Origin of the sequence: uncultured Boseongicola sp. (genome assembly GCF_937988555.1) — a bacterium.
Classification (GTDB): domain Bacteria; phylum Pseudomonadota; class Alphaproteobacteria; order Rhodobacterales; family Rhodobacteraceae; genus Boseongicola.
Window position 1 is genome coordinate 1 of record NZ_CALJXO010000367.1, and the last position, 19,608, is coordinate 19,608.

The window sequence follows — 19,608 nt, forward strand, 5'->3', positions numbered from 1 at the left end:
CCCGCTCATATCTTGGCAGATCTAATACCTATTCCCGACCTGGCCGGACGCCTTTAATGCCAGACTTTCACGCACCCGACGGGACCCGAATTCACTATACCGACGAGGGTGATGGCACACCAATTCTTGCCCTCGCCGGCCTGACCCGCAACGGCCAGGATTTTGACTATGTCGCACCACATCTATCCACCAAGCGATTGATTCGTATGGATTATAGAGGTCGCGGAAAATCAGCATGGTCCGGAGCGGACACCTACACAATCCCGATCGAGGCAGGTGATGTCATCGCCCTTCTTGATCATCTCGAACTAGGGCAAATCGCTATCTTGGGCACGTCGCGTGGCGGCCTGATCGCGATGCTTCTTGCAGCCTTGGCAAAGCCTCGCCTCATCGGTGTTTGCCTCGTCGATGTTGGTCCCGAATTGGACGCCTCAGGCCTTGAGACCATCAAGGACTACATAGGCAAGAACCCGGTTCAAAAGACGCTTGAGGACGCGGCGATCATGCGCGCGCATCTCCTATCCGGCTTTGAAAATGTCCCAAAATCCCGGTGGAATGAAGAGGCGGAAAGGCACTATATCCAAACGCCCGACGGTCTGGAAATTAACTATGATCCCACGCTACGCGACGCGATCATCTCCGCTGGAACACAGCCCATGCCCGACCTGTGGCCGCTTTTTGACGCGCTCGCTGGGCTACCGATTGCTCTAATCCGTGGTGCAAATTCCGACCTTCTTTCGTCTGAGACTGCAAACGAAATGGCGCGCCGCCGCCCCGACATGATCCGAGCAGAAATCGCTGACCGTGGTCATGTTCCGTTCCTTGACGAACCCGCATCTTTGGAGGCACTCCGCGCATGGCTAACCTTGCTCCCGTAATCTCGGATATTGAAGACGCGGCAATCCGCCTTCGCGGTCACGCCTGTCGCACGCCCCTTCTAAATGCGCCACTTTTGGATGCGGATTTGGGCCGCCGCGTCTTCGTAAAAGCAGAATGTCTCCAAAAGACCGGCTCCTTCAAATACCGCGGCGCACGCAATGCTGTCGCGGCATTAAGCGATGCCCAACGCGCCGCCGGAGTCATCGCGTTTTCGTCGGGAAATCATGCCCAAGGCGTCGCCTTGGCCGCGCGTGAAATGGGATCGAAAGCCGTCATCATCATGCCCGCAGACGCGCCAGAATTAAAAATCGCTAACACACGCGCTCTCGGCGCCGAAGTCATTCTCTACGACCGAGACACAGAAGATCGCGACGAAATCGGAGGCCGGCTCTCTGGCGACCGCGGGCTGACTTTGATTAAGCCATTCGACAATCCCCAGCTCATCGCAGGTCAGGGAACAACCGGCCTCGAAATCGCGGAACAGGCGGCCGCGGCGGGCCTCAACAGCGCCGATGTTCTGATCTGCTGCGGCGGCGGCGGTCTGACCTCCGGCATCGCAATCGCTCTTGCGGGCAAAGCCCCCGCATTGAAGCCCTACACGGTGGAGCCTGAAGAATTCGACGATGTAGCGCGCTCATTGGCCACCGGTGTGATCCAAACCAATACGCGCCGCTCCGGATCACTCTGCGATGCTATCGTCACACCAAGCCCCGGCCAGATCACGTTCCCCATTATGGCGGCTCACTGCGGCCCCGGAATTGTCGTTTCCGAAGAGGACGCTTTGCGCGCCATGGCGATCGCGTTCAACCGGCTGAAGATTGTTCTGGAACCCGGCGGAGCTGTGGCACTTGCAGCCGCCCTTTTTCATCGAACCGACACCAAAGATGTCATCGCGGTTGCCTCAGGCGGAAATGTAGACGCGCCCCTCTTTCGTATGGCATTGGAGAAATATGGTTAACAACGGAGAGCCCAAATGCTGATTGCCGATCTCGACGGTCTTAAAACTCATTACCGCGACGACGGCGACCCGCATGGCCGTCCTGTTGTCTTCGCCAACTCTCTTGGAACCGATTTGCGGCTCTGGGATAAAGTCGTGGAAGGCCTTCCACAAGGCTTGCGCCTCATCCGGTATGACATGCGCGGTCACGGCCTGACCGACGCGTTAGCACCGCCTTATTCGATGGGTGCCTTAATATCGGACGCCGAAGCGCTCTTGGATCATCTCGCCGTGCGTGATTGCGTATTTGTCGGGCTGTCTATCGGTGGCATGGTCGCCCAAGGTCTTGCGGTAAAACGCATGGATCAGGTCCGCGCCATGGTTCTGTCCAACACCGCAGCAAAAATTGGCACTGTGCAAACATGGCAAAACCGAATTGACGCCGTGGCAAACGACGGACTTGAGGCAATCGCAGACACCGTTATGGCACTTTGGTTTTCGTCGAAATTCCGAAAAACCGCCGAGGTCAGTGCCTGGCGCTCGATGCTGACCCGGCAACCTCTGGAAGGCTATATTGGCTGCGTGGCCGCAATTGCAGGCACCGACTTTTACACCACAACAGCCGGCCTGACCTTGCCGACTCTCGCGATCGCGGGAAGCGAAGACGGCTCTACCCCCCCCGACCTTGTGCGCGAGACTGCCACTTTGGTGAAGGGCTCATCGTTTCACTTAATCCGGAGTGCCGGTCACCTTCCGTGTGTCGACAAATCGGGCGAATACGTCGAAATCTTAACGACTTTCCTTAAGGACATTGGCCACATTTGAGGAAACCCTGAGACACCGCGGTCAACCTCCCTTCCCGGCCAGCATTTCCTACCCTATCAAAGCGCAACTCCTCTCCCGAAAGCCCTGTATGCGCCTGCCCCTGATCTTCGTCATCGCAACCACCGTGATCGATTCCATGGGCATCGGCCTGATCTTGCCGGTGCTGCCGTCGCTTCTGCGCGAAGTGGCCGATATCCCGCTTGCCGACGCTGCCCTTTACGGAGGCGTCCTCGTCACCGCTTTCGCCTTTATGCAGTTTATCTTCGGTCCGATCATCGGCGCGCTTTCCGACCGCTATGGTCGCCGCCCGATCATGCTGATCTCGCTACTCGTCATGGCGCTGGACTACATTGTCATGGCGCTAGCGGGCGCATTCTGGATCCTGTTGGTCGGTCGCATGATTGGCGGTGTCGCCGCCGACACCCAATCTACGGCCTATGCGTTCATGGCCGATATCTCGAAGCCTGAAGAAAAAGCAGCACGCTTCGGCATAATCGGCGCGGCCTTCGGCATGGGCTTCGTTTTCGGCCCCCTGCTTGGCGGCCTTCTCGCTGAATTCGGCACCCGCGCGCCCTTCTATGCCGCCGCTGCCCTCGCCGCACTTAACCTCGTCTTTGGCTATTTTGTCATGCCCGAGACCCTCAAGGACGAAAACCGCCGACCGCTGTCGCTGGCCCGCGCCAACCCGTTCGGAGCCTTCAAAAACGTCTCTGCAAGTCCGCTTTTGCGCCGCCTCCTTGTTCTTTTCTTCCTCTATCAGGTCGCCTTCATGGTCTACCCCTCGATCTGGGCCTACTATACCGAGGCCCGCTTCGGCTGGGAGCCTCGAATGATCGGCCTCTCGCTCGCCGCATTCGGCATCGCCATGGCCATCGTGCAAGGCGGTCTCATACGCTACATCCTGCGCTGGCTCGGAGACCGCGGCACAATTCTTTATGGGCTCGCCTTCAACTTCTTCGCCTTTATCATCCTCGCCTTTGTTGAAAGCGGGTTCCTCGCAATCATATTTATCCCCCTCACAGCACTCGGAGCCGTCGTCACCCCCGCCGTGCAAGGAATGATGTCGCGCGCCACATCCGACAATAGCCAGGGCGAGCTGCAAGGCGTGTTATCATCGACCTCTGCCCTCGCCACAATAATCTCACCGCTTATCATGACGCAAATTTTCGCAGCCTTTGCCCGCGAAGACGCCGCCTACTTCCTGCCCGGCGCACCGTTTCTTTTGTCTATGGTACTCATGGTCCTCTGCGCAGTCGTCTTCCTCGCCACGCCGCGCGCCCAACCCGCCTGACATAGGTCGCATTTAACCCGTTTTCCGCCATCCAAAGTCGATTTCTGACGCGAAGCCTGCCGCTCAATCGCCACCCTGACCAAAACCACTAACCAAGGCCACTACCCATGCAACAAATCCGCGCCGCCGTCTGTTTCGAGTTTGGCAAGCCGCTCGCAATCGAAACCGTCTACCTCGCCGCCCCGACGGGCCGTGCCATCGAGGTTACTCTGAAAGCCTGCGCCATCTGCCACTCAGACATAACCTACGCAGACGGCCACTGGGGCGGCACGCTCCCGGCAGTTTACGGCCACGAAGCCGCAGGATACATCAGCGCCCTTGGCCCCGACGCCACCGGCCAGACAATCGGCGACCGTGTGATCGTAACACTGATCCGCTCCTGTGGCACCTGCCCAACCTGTAGCGCGGGCAAACCCGTGATCTGCGAGCGTCCCATGGGTCCGGCACCCCTCGCACTACCCGATGGCACTCCCATCGAACAGGCCATGTACTGCGGCGCATTCGCCGAAAAAGTCGTGGTTGACCAAAGCCAGATAGCTCCGATCCCCGACGCGATTGACTTCGATGTTGCCTCTCTTTTGTCGTGCGGCGTGATCACCGGTGTCGGAGCGGTCGTGAATACAGCAAGGCTTCAAGCCGGCGAAGACGTCGTCGTCATCGGCGCGGGCGGCGTCGGACTAAACGCAATTCAGGGCGCCGCCATCGCTGGCGCCCGCCGTATCGTCGCTGTTGATCTTTCAGAAGAGAAACTCACCGACGCCAAAGCCTTCGGCGCCACCGACGGCATCCTCGCGACAGACCCGGCGCCCTGGGATCGCTTGCGCGAGATCACCGGTCGCGGCGCCGACGCCGTCTTTGTCAGCGTCGGCGTTCCCGCCGTGTATTCAACCGCGCCGAACTATCTGGCGCCTGGTGGTCGCCTCGTCATGGTCGGTATGCCCCCGACCGGAGCAGCCTCTTCCTTTGAGCCCGGCAACTTCGCAGCAGCCTGCCAATCCATGGTCGGCTCTAAAATGGGCAATACCGTACTGGCCCGCGATATCCCTTGGCTCGTGGACCTCTACCTTCAGGGGCGCCTCAAGCTTGACGAATTAATCTCCCGCCGCTGGTCCCTTGATCAGATCAACGAGGCCATCGCCGATACCAAATCCGGTGCCGCACGCCGCAACGTGATTATCTTCGACCAAAACAAGGAATAGTCGCCTAAGATCAGGCCTCTACGCGGCCCTCTTCACCCCTTTTCAAAATACCTGTTAGCCGAACACGGAAAATCTACCAAATTGGTCGCAAATCACCGCACGTTGTATGAACGAAATCCGTTTGCTCGAATATGCACCGGCATAATACCGATACAAATACCGACGTTTTGCTCTCAGCGCTAACGCCAAAGATTAGAGGTGATTCACGCCAATCCCGCAAAAGACCGGCAACACCCACCGCCCGAAGCATTAACTCCCCGTCAAAGCCTTTCGCCGTCCCATTCGTACAAAACGACGCTTTCCGTCTCGTGCGCCCCAAGGCTGCGGTACAACTCGCGTGCAGCATGGTTGTCGTGCTCGGTCGCGACCCAGATGCTCTCACACCCCCGGTCCCGTGCCAGATCGACGATCCGCTTCATCAACCGCGAAGCAATCCCGTGGCGCTGATACGCCTCGTGCACGCCCACCTCATTGATAAAAAACGAGAACGGCTGATCCGGATGCATAATCACAGTTCCGCTCGCAAAGCCAATGACTTCGCCCTGATCCAAAGCCACAACAATCTCGTTCACACGCGTCGCCAAAAACCCGTAAGCTCGGGAAGGATCAATCGGATTGTCAAACGTGCCTTCACGAACGCGTTCAAGAATATGCACGTCCTCTGGACCGAGGTTGCGAATGGTGATTGGGTTCATCTGAAGCAACTCTCATACGACCAAAGACAGGGCCAAGTCATTGAAACTCAGCGATCTTGACATCATCGTCACCGCTCCGCCAGCCCCGGGATGGGGGGGGCGCTATTGGATCCTCGTCAAACTGACAACCGACACAGGCATCACCGGCTGGGGAGAGTGTTACGCCTCGGCTGTCGGCCCCGAGGCGATGAAAGCAGTGATCACCGATGTCTTTGCCCGCCACATGGCCGGTGAAAGCCCCGAAAACATTGAATTAATGTTCCGTCGCGCCTACTCGAGCGGCTTCACCCAACGCCCCGATCCTACCGTGATCGGCGCGTTTTCAGGGCTTGAAATCGCGTGCTGGGACATCCTCGGCAAAGACCGTGGCCGCCCCGTCTGGGCGCTTCTCGGTGGCCGTATGAATGACCGCATCCGCGCCTACACATACCTCTACCCGCTCGCCCATCACCCCTTGCCCGCATTCTGGGGCAACGCCGACATGGCGGCAGAAAGCGCAATTGCCCTTGTCGAACAAGGCTATACCGCCGTCAAATTCGACCCCGCAGGCCCCTACACCCTGCGCGGCGGTCACCAACCCTCGCTGCACGACATCGACACTTCCGCCGCCTTCTGCCGCACCATCCGCGACGCCGTCGGCCCGCGTGCTGACCTTCTCTTTGGCACCCACGGCCAGTTCACAACGGGCGGCGCAATCCGCATGGCCAAGGCGATCGAGCCCTATAATCCGCTGTGGTTCGAAGAGCCAGTCCCCCCCGACAACGTCGCCTCCATGGCCGAGGTTGCCCGTGCGACGTCGATCACCGTTTCAACCGGTGAACGCCTTACCACAAAGGCCGAGTTCGCCGCAGTTCTTCAAGCCGGAGCGGCAAATATCCTGCAACCCGCCTTAGGCCGTTCCGGCGGTATCTGGGAGACAAAAAAGATCGCAGCCATCGCCGAAACCTACAACGCGCAAATCGCGCCACATCTCTATGCAGGTCCCGTTGAGTGGGCGGCAAACGTCCATCTTGCTATGTCGATCCCAAACCTTCTGATGACCGAAACCATTGAAACCGACTTTCACAAGGCGCTGATCGGGAATACGATTTCTGTCGAGAACGGCTACATCGAAGCTCCCACAGCGCCCGGTCTCGGAATCGAGGTAGACGAGGCCCTCGCCCGCGCGCATCCCCTTATCGACGATGGCCTTCACCTCGAAATGCAGGAAGCTCCAATCAGCTACGCGGCCCCCAACATTTTTGAAGGCGGCGCGCCGCCGAAGCCTGAAAACTAACCCGGCAACGATGCAGTGCGATCGTATTATCTACGTCATCAAACCAAGCTACACGCCCTTGCTCCTAGACAAATGCTGCGCGGCACATCCGCGCCCGAAGGGGTGGAAAACAGCATCTTAAAGAAAGGCAGCCGAAACTACGCATCGAACGGTTTTCGGTGAGCGCCATTTGAAAACGGTCACTCACTTTCAAAACATCCCGAAAGGTGTCATCGGACTTGCATGGCTGGCCGAAGTAACCCCGACACAACATACTGGTGACAGTTCAAAGGCGTCTGGAAAGCAAATATATGTTACCAAAGTATTTTTCTCCAACTGGCGGCCATCCGGGTCAAGAACAGCTATTGACCGACCGGGCTGTGTTCACGGATGCCTATGCGGTTATTCCCAAAGGCACGATGCGCGATATTGTGACCAGCTTCCTTCCATTTTGGTCGAAGACCCGACTTTGGGTCCTGTCACGGCCTCTCAGTGGCTTTGCCGAAACGTTCTCGCAATACATCATGGAAGTCGCGCCCGGCGGAGGTTCTGACCGCCCCGAAACCCAATCAGGTGTCGAAAGCGTTCTGTTTGTTGTCGAAGGACAGATGCGCCTGACCGTCGACGGAGCCACCTACGAGCTTTCTCCCGGCGGTTACGCATTTCTGCCGCCTGACGCCGTCTGGACACTGCACAATACCTCACAAGCCGTCAGTCGGTTCCACTGGATCAGAAAGACCTACGAGGCCGTTGAAGGACTGCCCCATCCCGAAACGATCGTGACCAACGAACAAGACGTCGCGCCGACGGTCATGCCCGAAACGGATGGGAAATGGGCAACGACCCGCTTTGTGGACCCAACAGACCTTCGTCACGACATGCACGTCACGATCGTGACCTTTGAACCCGGAGCAATCATTCCGTTCCTCGAAACCCATGTCATGGAACACGGCCTCTATGTTCTTGAAGGCAAGGCCGTCTACCGCCTCAATCAAGACTGGGTCGAAGTGGAAGCGGGTGACTATATGTGGCTGCGCGCCTTTTGCCCTCAAGCCTGCTATGCGGGAGGTCCAGGCCAGTTCCGATACCTTCTCTACAAAGACGTCAACCGCCACATGAAACTGTGATTGATCGCCGTTGTTTTAATCGTGATCACTGAAGAGACGTGTCGCTCGGTTGATCTTGCGACACGTCCAGCGTGCGTTGAACAAAGCGGGAAGCTGACACCCAGCGCCCCAGCCAAAACAATTCCTAGCGCAATCCCGGAAGACACTGGCCCGCCCTTGCGCGAAGCATGCCGCCCTATGGTCCCAAACACGAGGTAAAACAGCACCAGAACGGGCGCGATCATGATGAGAAAAAAACAGCCCCTCAAAATCCAGCGCCACGGCATTGCCAAGTGACACCAATAAACTGACGCGCAAGCCAAGACGCCGCAAAATGAGGCGTCCGTTGTCAAAACCGCGTCCGCAAGCATGTAAGGCACGGCCCCAAGCATCCTTGCCACGATGATCCAGACGCGCTGAGCCGTCGGCCAAAAATTTGTGGCATATCTGTCAAGGACAACACCGAACAAGATGCACCAAACCAGAAGCGCCAATAAGGACGCCTAAGTGGTTCGGCCCAAATTCGAAGCAGAACAAGCCGGATGCCACCAAAAATCAACAGATGCAGCCCGAGATACTCAGCCACGAGAACCGGCAAGGTATTGAGATTGACGGCCCCTGCAATAAGAGGGATCGCAACGGTCGGCGCGAGACAAAAGATCGCTATTTGACGACCAGACAGCGCGCAACTGGGAATCACGCCTCGGCAAGAGCCCGGCTACGCTTCGAAACATCACCATCAAACCAGCAAGCAATCCTATAATTGCAAACCCGGTCGGCAGGATCGTGACGTCAGACGTGCGCCCGTAAGCGCCGTCCAGCCAGGCACCGCTTCACCGCGGCCCACACGGCTCTGCAAAATCGATACGTGCTCTGTGAACGGGGCTGCAATGGCCCGGCGCACTATCGCACCGTCACTTACGGCTTCGCCTTCAAACGCGTCTGCGTCGACCATCCTCAACGCATCCACCGCAAACGCCCGCAGTCCAGGCTCCCACGCGCCGGTCACCAGTGGCAGGTTTTCGGGCGTGGTCCGATCGACGATCTGCGAAAGTGCCGCGATCAACACAACAGGGCCAACATCCTTTCGAGACGCTGCCACACGAACCAAGATGTCCGTCGCCATTGAGTGACCTCGTAGCGCATAGGGCTCATTGTCCTTGGCCAAAGCGCCGATGACGTCTGAAGCTTGCTCCACCAGAAGTCGGGTCGTTCCGTCAACCAAATTAACGTCGCCAGACATGGGCACCGGATGCCGTCCGTGCCCCATAAATTCAAAAGCGAATACTCTGTATCCCGCACGCGCAAGTGGCAGTGCATAGCCCTGCATCATCTGCTGAGACCCCGCAAAGCCATGGGCCACAACCACAGTGGGACCATCCGCACCCGGCTTGGCATAAAGTGTGACCGGCGTTTGCCCGATATTAGACTTTGAAATAATGATGTCGCTGCACGCTGCTTCCAATATCCAAACCGAAATCAAGATCACAGCAAACGCCAAGATCGCTCTCACCGGAAAGCTCGGCGAGCGATATTGCAGCGGCCGTGCCGGTCATATGCGATCATTGAACGGTCGCTTGTGGTCCGAAGACAAAATAGTTTGACAGACGGCCTAGCATGGCGGTCGCCAATGTCGACATACCGCAGCGGCCGATGTTATCTTTGACGTCGAACACTTAACGCGCGTGCCGCTGCCCCAGCGAGCCATCAGACCCACCCTCGCCCCACAAAAAAGGCCCTCGCAATTTTCACTGCAAAGGCCCGTTTTAATTTACCAAAGGGCTTTAGACGTGATCGTCTTTGGCCAACGAGCCATCGCCATGCCCGGCCATACCGCCCGAAACCTCTTCGGTTGCTTCATCCGAAAGCTCTTCCGGCAACACGAGGTTCAAGACAATCGCAATAAACGCGGCTGGCAGAAGACCACTGGTCATCAGGATACGCATTGTATCCGGCAGGTACTGAACCGCCTTGGGATCAAGCTGCAGACCAAGACCAATGGACAAAGCAATCGCAAAGATCACCATGTTGCGACGGTTCCAGTTGACGTCCGAAAGCATCGAAATACCTGCAGCTACAACCATACCGAACATCACAATCACGCCACCGCCGAGCACCTCGATCGGAATTGTGCGAATGACGGAACCTACCTTTGGTATCAAACCACAAATGATCAGGAAAATCGCACCGATTGTCACGACATGGCGGCTCATAACGCCGGTCATCGCGATCAGGCCAACGTTCTGGCTGAACGACGTGTTCGGGAAGCCACCAAAGATGCCAGCAACAGCCGAGCCAATACCGTCGGCATAGGTTGCGCCTTCGATTTCCTTGTCGGTTGCTTCGCGCCCTGCACCGCCTTTTGTGATACCCGATACGTCGCCCACAGTTTCAACTGCCGACACAAAGGCCATAAGACAGAAACCGATGACTGCAGCAAAACTGAACTCGAACCCATACTTGAATGGCGTGGGAAGAGCGAAAGGAGCCGCGCGCGCCCAGCTTGTGCCGATGCCTTCAAAAGTCACCATGCCGACCATCAGCGCGTAAAGATAACCGACAAAAATACCGATCACAACGGCTGAGACAGACATCATCCCGCGGGCAAAGAACTTCAGGCCCAACGTGACAAAAACAACGATCAAAGCGGCCGACCAGTTAAGAAGGCTACCGTATTCCGGCTGATTGATGGCGGGAATGCCACCCGCCGAATACTGAATACCAACTTTGACCAGTGCCAGACCGATCATCGTCACAACCAGACCTGTCACAAGCGGCGGCAAAGCGAAACGGATGCGGCCGATCACTGAACCCAATGATGCGTGGAACAGACCACCAATCAAGATACCGCCAAACAACGCGGGAAGCGCCTCAACACCCTTGCCCGCAACAAGCGGGATCATGATCGGAATAAAGGCAAAGCTCGTCCCCTGAACGATTGGCAAACGCGCGCCAACGGGTCCAAAACCGATCGTCTGAAAAAGCGTCGCGATACCGGCAAACAGCATCGACATCTGGATAAGGTAGGTCATATCCGGGAAGCCTTGCGCTCCCGCATCCGATCCAAAGCCAAATCCGGCCGCACCTGAAATGATGATAGCAGGCGTAACATTCGAAACGAACATTGCCAAAACGTGCTGGATACCCAGCGGAATGGCACGGTGAAGCGCCGGAGTGTAGTTGGGATCGCGAAGTTGTTCCGGCGTCCCTATCGATACATCGGCCATGAGTTATTCTCCCTGATGCGATGATTGAGCCAGCCCCTCGCTGACGCATTCTTTGTCGGTTTCGATCACGTATGGCGTCTCGAACCAGTGTTCTTCCAAGTTATCGCCGTCACCAATTCGATCAATGACGGCGAATAGTCCGGGGTCGTAAAGCGGGGCCAAAACTCCATGCCACGTCCCTCGATGGTAGTTAATTCCTTGCCCTATCTGCGTTTGAAACGCCTGCGGACGGCCTGGTACGCCGCCTTCATCGCGGGCCACAATGACAAGAAAGGGGTGCGCGCTCATCGGAATAAACGCCTGACTTCCGTCCGGATGCCGCTCGACCATTTCAAGCCTCAAAGGGAGCGCGCGCGGTACGGCCTTAAACAGGCTGATACCCGCCCGACCATCAGTGAAGTCCAAAGCCGCACGATCATGAAATCTGCCGCAAAGCCCCTGGTTGATGATCTTGTCGGGCGATCCCGTCGCCTCGATCACATCACCAAACGGGGCAAATGCTTCGGCGGTCAGCCGCTGGACGCGGATAGGAACCCTCACACCGAAAACTTCTCAATAAGACGAAGCTCTGCGATGCGTTCGACCTGGCGGCAGGCGGCCGCGAACTCGGTGTCGCGGTCATTCTCGATCCGGGCCTCAAACGCCGCCATAATAGAGGCTTTCGTGTTGTCGCGCACCGCAATGATGAACGGAAACCCAAACCTCAAAACATAAGCGTCGTTTAACGTGGTAAATGTCGCCCGCTCATCGTCCGTCAGCGCATCAAGACCAACCGAAGCCTGCTCGGCAGTCGACTCCTCTGTCAGACGCTTGGCTTGCGCCAATTTGCCCGCAAGATCGGGGTGCGCTGTTAAAACACCGAGGCGCTTTTCCTCTGATGCGGTCCGAAACACCCGCGCTAGCGCACTGTGCACGCCGGTCGCAGTGTCATGTGTCGGACCCAACTCAAGATCAAACGCGCCATCCGCGATCCACGGCGAATGCTCAAAGATGCCGCCGAACTCGGCGACAAATTCGACCCGGGCCATTTTTGATGGCCGGACAATCCGGTTTGCCGGATGATGTGTCGCCCAATGTTGTGCAATCTCCAGTCGCGATGCAAACCACACACTCTCATGTGAGGATATGTAATCTAAAGCACGCTTCAACGCGGCCGTCCGACCGGGCCGCCCCGCAAGACGACAGTGAAGCCCGATCGACAACATCTTTGGCGAACCGTCTTCGCCCTCGCCGTAAAGAACGTCAAAGCTGTCTTTCAGGTAGGTCTCGAATTGATCGCCCGAGTTGAACCCCTGAGGCGTCGCAAACCGCATGTCGTTGCAATCAAGCGTATAAGGAACGATCAGCTGGTCGCGGCGACCAAACTCCGCCCAATACGGCAGATCATCTGCGTACGAATCCGCCACATAGGCAAATCCGCCCTCTTCTGCCGCCAGCCGCACCGTGTTTTCAGAACACCGGCCCGTATACCAACCATGCGGACGCTCGCCAACAACCTCAGTATGAAGCGCAATGGCCTCAAGCATATGTGCCCGCTCGTCAGCCTCACTGAAATCCTTGTATTCAATCCACTTCAACCCGTGGCTGGCAATCTCCCAACCTGAGGTTTTCATTGCGGCCACCTGATGCGGAGCCCGCGCCAATGCCGTGGCAACACCATAAACCGTGACCGGAAGGTCCTTCAGCATACGATGTAGACGCCAAAACCCGGCACGAGACCCGTACTCGTACATCGATTCCATATTCCAATGCCGCTGCCCCGGCCAAGCCGCGGCGCCAACGATCTCGCTCAGAAACGCCTCAGACGCTGCATCCCCGTGCAAGATGTTATTTTCGCCACCTTCTTCGTAGTTCACAACAATCTGCACAGCAATTTTAGCACCATTCGGCCAGTTCGCCGAAGGCACAGAATTCGCGTAGCCAGTCATATCGCGCGGGTATCGAGACACAGGTATCCCCCATCAAAGTTAAGACGTTCTATTCCAAAACAATGAATATGTTTTTCAACAAATTTTTGAAAGACTGTAGTCGCCACTATGGTTTGTGTGCAGGCTCACATATCGCGATGGTGGATCAAGCAACGCACGGAGCATCAAATGGCCGGTTATCTCACAACGCACGTCCTCGACACTTCAAACGGAAAGCCTGCCGAAGGGCTTCAGATCGATTTATACAGATTAGAAGACGAACGCCGCATTCACCTGCGCACGCTCAACACCAACAGCGATGGTCGAACCGATGAACAGATACTGCCTGCGGGCGAATTTGCCGTCGGGACCTACGAGCTCGTCTTTCACACCGGGGCCTATCTCGACAAAGTCGGCGTGCCAGACGAAAGCCCCAGGTTCCTCGATTTGATCCCCATCCGCTTTGGCATGTCAGAGGCGTCACATTACCACGTGCCACTTCTGCTCTCGCCATTCGGCTACGCGACCTACCGTGGCAGCTAAAGCTTTTCGTTGGCTTTTGAGATTTCGGCCCCGATACGTTCAACCATAAACTCCATAAATAGCCGCGCCTTGGGGTCTTGCCGTCGACGATGCGTAAAAAGGCAGGCCATCTGAACAGGCTCAGGCGGGGTTTTGGTCGCAACAGACATCAACCGCCCGTCGTTCAAATAATCGGCGACCTCGAAAATCGGTTTCATCGCGACGCCTTGACCAGATAGCGCCCAGTCTGTCAAAACATCGCCGTCGTCAGACTCGTAACGCCCCCAAACACGCAGACGCTTTGGGCCCTCCTCGGTGGTCACCCGCCACTGAAACTCCGGTGCGCCGGGAAACCTCAAGTTCAGACATTCGTGCTTATCTGCGACCAACGCGTCGCCGTCTTTCGGAAATCCGCGCGCCCTGACATAGCTCGGCGACGCACAGAAAACGCGCTGCACATCTGCGATCTTTCGGATGCGCAAATTGCTGTCTTCCGGCTGACCCAAAAAGAACGCAAGATCCAAGCCTTCCGTTGTCAGATCCACTTTGCGATCGGTAAGACGCAACCGCACATTGACTTCAGGATAGGCCTCAAGAAAAGCCGGAACATGCGGCGCAAGCAGTCGCCGCCCCACTCCAAGCGGAGCCGCCACAAAAAGCGAACCTTTGGGATTGTCAGTTATATTGACGACCCGAGCCTCGGCATTGTCAACCGATTCAAGAACTTCGCACGCGCCAGTGTAAAACGCCTTTCCCTGCTCAGTCGGCGTCAAACTGCGTGTCGTCCGCTGGAACAACCGCACGCTAAGATGCTCCTCCAACTGCGAAATCCGTGCTGACGTGACAGCAGGCGAGATCCTCAAATCACGACCAGCCGCCGACATGCTCCCCAGCTCGTAGACCCGGACAAATGTGCGGATATTCTCAAAGTATGACATTATTCGGCTTTTTTTGATGCTGTTTGGCTTTTACTGTTGATACCAGAGTAATCACGAGCCGACTAGTATGCTCGGATGCGCACCTTTGGAGACAAGCAATGTATGATTTTGCGGTGATGTGGGATTGGGTCGGTTTTGCCGTCCGTTGGCTGCACGTGATTACGGCAATCGCTTGGATTGGCTCGTCTTTCTACTTTGTCGCCCTTGATCTTGGGCTTAAGAAAGTGCCGCACCTGCCCGTTGGCGCGCATGGCGAAGAATGGCAAGTGCACGGTGGCGGCTTCTATCACATCCAGAAATACCTAGTGGCCCCCGAAAACATGCCGGAACATCTCGTCTGGTTCAAATGGGAAAGCTACGCCACATGGCTGTCTGGCGCTGCCCTTTTGATGATCGTGTATTGGGTCGGCGGAGAATTGTTCCTTCTCGATCCGACAAAAGCTGATCTCGCGCTTTGGCAAGGCGTCCTGATCTCGGCCGGGTCGCTCACCATCGGCTGGGTTTGCTACGATTTCCTGTGCAAATCCAAACTTGGTGAAACACCCACCACCTTGATGCTTCTTCTCTTCGTCATCCTTGTCGCCATGTCCTGGGGCTATAACGAGATTTTCACGGGACGCGCCGCACTGCTGCACCTTGGCGCGTTCACCGCAACCATCATGACCGCAAACGTTTTCTTCATCATCATGCCCAATCAGCGGATCGTGGTGAAAGACCTGCAAGAAGGCCGTACCCCGGACCCGAAGTACGGAAAAATCGCCAAACTGCGCTCGACGCACAATAATTACCTGACGCTACCTGTCGTTTTTTTGATGCTCTCCAACCACTACCCTCTCTCGTTTGCAACAGAATACAGCTGGATCATCGCAAGCCTCGTGTTCCTCACCGGCGTCACAATCCGACACTACTTCAACACGATGCACGCCACAGGCAAAGGCCCCCATTGGACCTGGGCAGTGACTGTCATCCTTTTCATCGTCATCGCGTGGCTCTCAACCGCTGGTATGCACGACACCTACGAGGAAGCCGACGCACGCGCTCTTACCCCGTATGAAGAGAAGTTCGCGTCTGCCGCCGGATATGACGCCGCCTACGACGCCGTCATCGGTAACTGCTCGATGTGTCACTCAAGAGAACCAGTCTGGGACGGCATTCGATGGGCCCCAAAAGGCGTTGCGCTCGAAACGAAAAGCGACGTCGCGCGCCATGCAAAGGCGATCTTCCTTCAGGCCGGCGTAAGTCACGCAATGCCGCCGCCCAATGCCTTCGAGATGGACGACGAAAGCCGCGGCGCAATTGTCGCGTGGTTCCGCGCCGCCGACTAGCCTGCAGACCACGAAGACAATCCTTTGAGAATGAATGTCTATCCTGTGATACCATCGCGTTGACCTCCGAATTGAGGCAGCGCAATTCCGCATGCCATCAACCCTGAGAAACGACACACTCTGGTGGCTGAGGGCGGCAATACCGCGGAGCGTTTCAATGCATGTGTTGCATCGACCGGCTAAAACCGCATGGCAAAGCCGACGTTCACTTTCGACCGGCGCTCACCGACGGGACGGGCGGAGATCGGACTTTTGCTGCGGGTGTGAAGCGATGGGGCCTTGTTCAGAGAGATGACATGGAGTTGGCAGCAAATTTACGGCACGAAATTGCTGGCTCAGGCAAGGCTGTCAACCTGGCCTGAGCTTCGCCTATGACGTCACAGCCTGAATTTTAAGACTTCGCTTTGGTGCGCCATCACTCAACACCTTTGAAACCTGTTCCAAGGACATTTGATGGGACACGATCCGCTCTATGCCGGGGCCGAAAGTCGCAATCATATCAAGTGCTTTGGGGATGTTATGGTTCAGGGAATGGGAGCCCGCAAGTGTCAGCTGGCGGCGGAAGACTTCGAATGGTGAGATTTCGATCCGAGCGTCTGACGGGCAGACGCCAAAGAACAACCCCTTGCCTCCGTTGGCGATGAAGTGGGCCAGTCTGCCTGCGACCGCAGACACGCCAGTGGCGTCAACTGCAAGGTCGACGCCTTGGTGCAATTTCTCAAGATCTGCAGAGCCAGAGGCCACCGCGCCAAAGCCGAAACTTTCGGCGAGCTCAAGCCGCGTGTCGTCAATGTCGGCAAACGCGATGTCGAGGATGCCGTGATTTTTGAGCGCGATCCCAATGAGCAGACCCATCGGACCAGCACCGAAGATCAGAGCGGTTTCCATCCAGGGCTCATGCACTGCCCCGACACCATTCAGCGCACAGCCCATGGGTTCAGCCAAAGCAGCGGTGGTGAACGTCAGGTCGCCTATTGGATGCAGCGAAGTGGCCTTGACGACGCTCAATTCGGCAAAGCCGCCGTTGCGGGTCACTCCGTTAGCGCCAAGCGTTTCGCACAAATGGGCCCAACCGCGGCGACAGGCCCGGCAGCTGCCGCATTCGATGTTTGGGTCGACGACCACGCGATCACCAATGGCCACTTCGGTCACACCTGGCCCCACGTCAGCAACGATGCCTGCGTATTCGTGGCCCGGGACTATGGGGAACGTCGAGGTGCCATAGTTGGCTTTCAGCACCTCAAAATCCGTATGGCAGATGCCACTGGCTTTGACTTGAATGATAACCTCGCCCGCACCCGCAACCGGATCAGGGAGGGATGCGAACACGACTTCGTTCCTTGCGGGATAGCTGATAGCTTTCAAATCCGGATCCTCTCGCAGTATGTAATCTCTAGACGTAGGTTTCCAGGGTCGCGGTCAGTCCATCAGCCCAGATCTTCCGCAACCAATCCTCGAACGCATCCGCAAAGCGGGGCTGCTCCGCCAGATCGCCGTAGATGTTCTTTTGTGCCAGCCAGGCGCCCGGGTCGGTTTTGGCGGCCTTGGCCACATTGCGTAGGTCGTCCCAGAAGGGATCGTTGGGTTCGATGGTCGAGCCATCCTCGCGTGTGCCTTCACACATGCGCGCCCAGATCGCTTCTACCAGGGCCAGCCCGTTGACCGAGGTGCCATCCGCCAGCCCCTCGCGCAGGATCGGCAGCAGGAATCCGGTGTGGCGGGACGAGCCGTCAAAGGCGACGCGGCGGGTGGTGTCGACGATTTTGGAGTTGGCGAACCGCGTGGCGATCAGGTCAACGTAATCGGCGGGTTCCATACCCGGTACTGGCTTGATGTGCGGTGCGATTTCCTCGATTTCGACCTTGCGAAACAGCGCATTGATCAACGGGTGGTCCATGCAGCCCGAGATGGTCTCGATCGACAAAACCTCGCCCGGATTGGCGATGACCTGATGGCCTGCGTTGAGGACGCGGATCTTCATCGTCTCGTAGTCGTGCACCAGATCTGTGAATGTCGCGCCAACCTTGTCCCAGTCGGGGCGTCCGGCGCAGAAATCATCCTCGATCACCCACTGGCGGAAATTCTCGTGCGTGACGGGCGCGTTGTCTTCGATCCCCAACTCGCGCACGAGTTTCAACTCGTTCGGTCCGGTGGCAGGGACGATGCTGTCGACCATCGAGTTGGGAAAGGTGCAGTTCGTGTCGATCCAGATAGCGAGGTCAGGATCGGACAGGCGAGCAAGCGACACGACCGTCTGGCGCAGGATCGCGCCATTGCCCTGCAGGTTGTCACAGCTTTGGCCAGTGAACGGCCCAGTGCCCGCGGCGCGGCGCTGGCGAAGTGCCTGGACCATCGCGCCAAAGGCGGTGCGGGGTGTATCAGGGTTGGCGGCGTCATGGATAATGTCTGGATGTTTCGCGTCAAAGCCCTTGCTCACCGGGTCGATGTAATAGCCGCCCTCGGTCACAGTCAGCGCCACGATCCGGATCGCCGGATCGGTCATGCGCGCGATCAGCGGGCCGTTGCCTTCAGCGATCTCGACATAGTCGACCATCGAGCCGATGACTTCGGCCGAGATGCCCTCGGGCGACAACTCGATCAGCGTGGTCAGGCAGTCCTGTGCGAGCAAGCGCTCGCGCTGTGCTGCGTCGAAGGCCCTGACGCCTGCGCCGATGATCGCCCAGTCATGCGCCCTTCCCTGTTGCATAAGCCGGTGCAGATACCAGGCCTGATGCGCGCGGTGGAAGTTGCCCAGACCGATATGAACGATACCCGCTGTCAGGGCGGATCGGTCATAACTCGGGCGCGCTATTCCATCTGGCAATTTTTGCAAAGTGGTATTGGACAGCTTCATCTCAGCTCATCCAGTTGCCGCCGTCGACGTTCAGCGTCTGGGCGGTGATGTAACGTGCGTCGTCTGAGGCAAGGAAGACACAAGGGTCCGCCACGTCTGCAGGGGCGCCCATGCGCCCCAAAGGCACCGCTTCGCCGACTTCGCGTTTCTTCTGACCCTTCGGCTTATTCTCATATTCTGCGAACTGGGCGTCCACGACATCCCACATTGGCGTGTCGATAACGCCGGGGGCGACGGCGTTAACGCGGATGTTATCGCCTGCAAGTTCCAGTGCCATCGACTGGGTTATCGAGATGACTGCCGCCTTCGTCGAGCAGTAGAGCATGACATTTGCCTCACCGCGCCGTCCGGCTTGCGAGGAGAAGTTGATGATCGCACCGCCACCGCGCTTTTTCATGCTGGGCACGACGGCCTGAATGGCAAAGATCGTGCCGCCGACGTTCACATCGTACTGGCGGCGGTAATCGGCGTGCGTGACCTTGTCGATCGAGGCCATGTTGAAGATTCCGGCGTTGTTGACGAGGATATCTATGCCGCCCCACTCCGCTTCCACTGCGGCCACGCCACGGGTGATCGAGTCAAGGTCGGTGACGTTCATCTTTACAGCCATGCCCTGTGCCCCAAGAGCCTCTGCGGTGGCCTTGGCGT

18 protein-coding genes are annotated in these 19,608 nt (G+C 57.4%); 9 read left to right on the top strand and 9 right to left on the bottom strand.

Translation table 11 applies throughout. The features are described from left to right. Positions 1-56: 56 nt before the first annotated feature. The 5 genes from Q1B15_RS21580 (at position 57) to Q1B15_RS21600 (ending at position 5,131) form a co-directional block, all read left to right on the top strand. The gene (locus Q1B15_RS21580) at positions 57-878 is read left to right on the top strand and encodes an alpha/beta hydrolase (RefSeq protein WP_299757920.1); all 822 of its coding nucleotides are present in this window, start codon (positions 57-59) and stop codon (positions 876-878) included. Continuing rightward, complete coding sequence (locus Q1B15_RS21585; RefSeq protein WP_299757922.1) at positions 857-1,837, top strand: threonine/serine dehydratase; 981 nt, start codon at positions 857-859, stop codon at positions 1,835-1,837. Before Q1B15_RS21580 ends, Q1B15_RS21585 begins: the two co-directional genes overlap by 22 nt. A gap of 15 nt (positions 1,838-1,852) precedes the next feature. Beyond that, on the top strand, positions 1,853-2,641 hold the full coding sequence (gene pcaD / locus Q1B15_RS21590) for a 3-oxoadipate enol-lactonase (RefSeq protein ID WP_299757925.1): 789 nt from the start codon (positions 1,853-1,855) through the stop codon (positions 2,639-2,641). An 88-nt stretch (positions 2,642-2,729) separates the two neighbouring features. Then, positions 2,730-3,932, top strand: coding sequence for a TCR/Tet family MFS transporter (locus tag Q1B15_RS21595; RefSeq protein WP_299757927.1), 1,203 nt, complete (start codon positions 2,730-2,732; stop codon positions 3,930-3,932). Between the two features lie 107 nt (positions 3,933-4,039). Further along, entirely contained in the window at positions 4,040-5,131 is a 1,092-nt protein-coding gene (locus Q1B15_RS21600; protein WP_299757929.1) for a zinc-binding dehydrogenase, read from the top strand. A gap of 260 nt (positions 5,132-5,391) precedes the next feature. On the opposite strand, the gene Q1B15_RS21605 is transcribed toward Q1B15_RS21600, so the two are convergent. After that, positions 5,392-5,826, bottom strand: coding sequence for a GNAT family N-acetyltransferase (locus Q1B15_RS21605; protein WP_299757932.1), 435 nt, complete (start codon positions 5,824-5,826; stop codon positions 5,392-5,394). A 40-nt stretch (positions 5,827-5,866) separates the two neighbouring features. Between Q1B15_RS21605 and Q1B15_RS21610 the strand changes: the two genes are divergently transcribed. Both Q1B15_RS21610 and Q1B15_RS21615 read left to right on the top strand, forming a co-directional pair. Then, positions 5,867-7,102 carry a mandelate racemase/muconate lactonizing enzyme family protein gene (locus Q1B15_RS21610; protein ID WP_299757934.1) on the top strand — a complete coding sequence of 412 codons (1,236 nt, stop codon included), beginning with the start codon at positions 5,867-5,869 and terminating at the stop codon, positions 7,100-7,102. A gap of 290 nt (positions 7,103-7,392) precedes the next feature. Then, positions 7,393-8,208 (top strand): bifunctional allantoicase/(S)-ureidoglycine aminohydrolase, encoded by an 816-nt coding sequence (locus tag Q1B15_RS21615; RefSeq protein ID WP_299757937.1) that lies wholly within the window; start codon positions 7,393-7,395, stop codon positions 8,206-8,208. Between the two features lie 736 nt (positions 8,209-8,944). Here Q1B15_RS21615 and Q1B15_RS21620 read toward each other — a convergent pair. From Q1B15_RS21620 to puuE, 4 genes are all read right to left on the bottom strand, one after another. Further along, entirely contained in the window at positions 8,945-9,688 is a 744-nt protein-coding gene (locus Q1B15_RS21620) for an alpha/beta fold hydrolase (protein ID WP_299757940.1), read from the bottom strand. Between the two features lie 283 nt (positions 9,689-9,971). After that, the gene (locus Q1B15_RS21625; RefSeq protein ID WP_299757943.1) at positions 9,972-11,414 is read right to left on the bottom strand and encodes a nucleobase:cation symporter-2 family protein; all 1,443 of its coding nucleotides are present in this window, start codon (positions 11,412-11,414) and stop codon (positions 9,972-9,974) included. Between the two features lie 3 nt (positions 11,415-11,417). Continuing rightward, a complete protein-coding gene (locus Q1B15_RS21630; RefSeq protein WP_299757946.1) occupies positions 11,418-11,954 on the bottom strand; it encodes an ureidoglycolate lyase in 537 nt (178 codons plus the stop codon). Continuing rightward, positions 11,951-13,363 (bottom strand): allantoinase PuuE, encoded by a 1,413-nt coding sequence (puuE, locus tag Q1B15_RS21635; protein WP_299757949.1) that lies wholly within the window; start codon positions 13,361-13,363, stop codon positions 11,951-11,953. The genes Q1B15_RS21630 and puuE overlap by 4 nt, the downstream gene beginning before the upstream one ends. A 147-nt stretch (positions 13,364-13,510) precedes the next feature. Between puuE and uraH the strand changes: the two genes are divergently transcribed. After that, positions 13,511-13,864, top strand: a complete 354-nt coding sequence (gene uraH, locus Q1B15_RS21640) for a hydroxyisourate hydrolase (protein WP_299757952.1) — start codon at positions 13,511-13,513, stop codon at positions 13,862-13,864. Here uraH and Q1B15_RS21645 read toward each other — a convergent pair. Beyond that, complete coding sequence (locus tag Q1B15_RS21645) at positions 13,861-14,781, bottom strand: LysR family transcriptional regulator (protein WP_299757955.1); 921 nt, start codon at positions 14,779-14,781, stop codon at positions 13,861-13,863. The two genes, uraH and Q1B15_RS21645, sit on opposite strands and share 4 nt — an antisense overlap. A gap of 98 nt (positions 14,782-14,879) precedes the next feature. On the opposite strand from Q1B15_RS21645, the gene Q1B15_RS21650 reads away from it, so the two are divergent. Further along, positions 14,880-16,106 (top strand): urate hydroxylase PuuD, encoded by a 1,227-nt coding sequence (locus Q1B15_RS21650; protein WP_299757958.1) that lies wholly within the window; start codon positions 14,880-14,882, stop codon positions 16,104-16,106. Between the two features lie 369 nt (positions 16,107-16,475). Here Q1B15_RS21650 and Q1B15_RS21655 read toward each other — a convergent pair whose 3' ends face one another. The 3 genes from Q1B15_RS21655 to Q1B15_RS21665 all read right to left on the bottom strand — a co-directional run. After that, a complete protein-coding gene (locus tag Q1B15_RS21655; protein WP_299757960.1) occupies positions 16,476-17,435 on the bottom strand; it encodes an alcohol dehydrogenase catalytic domain-containing protein in 960 nt (319 codons plus the stop codon). A 64-nt stretch (positions 17,436-17,499) separates the two neighbouring features. Further along, positions 17,500-18,960 carry a mannitol dehydrogenase family protein gene (locus Q1B15_RS21660; RefSeq protein ID WP_299757962.1) on the bottom strand — a complete coding sequence of 487 codons (1,461 nt, stop codon included), beginning with the start codon at positions 18,958-18,960 and terminating at the stop codon, positions 17,500-17,502. Between the two features lies 1 nt (position 18,961). Beyond that, positions 18,962-19,608, bottom strand: a 647-nt coding sequence (locus Q1B15_RS21665) for an SDR family oxidoreductase (protein ID WP_299757965.1), incomplete at its 5' end; no start/stop codon positions are given.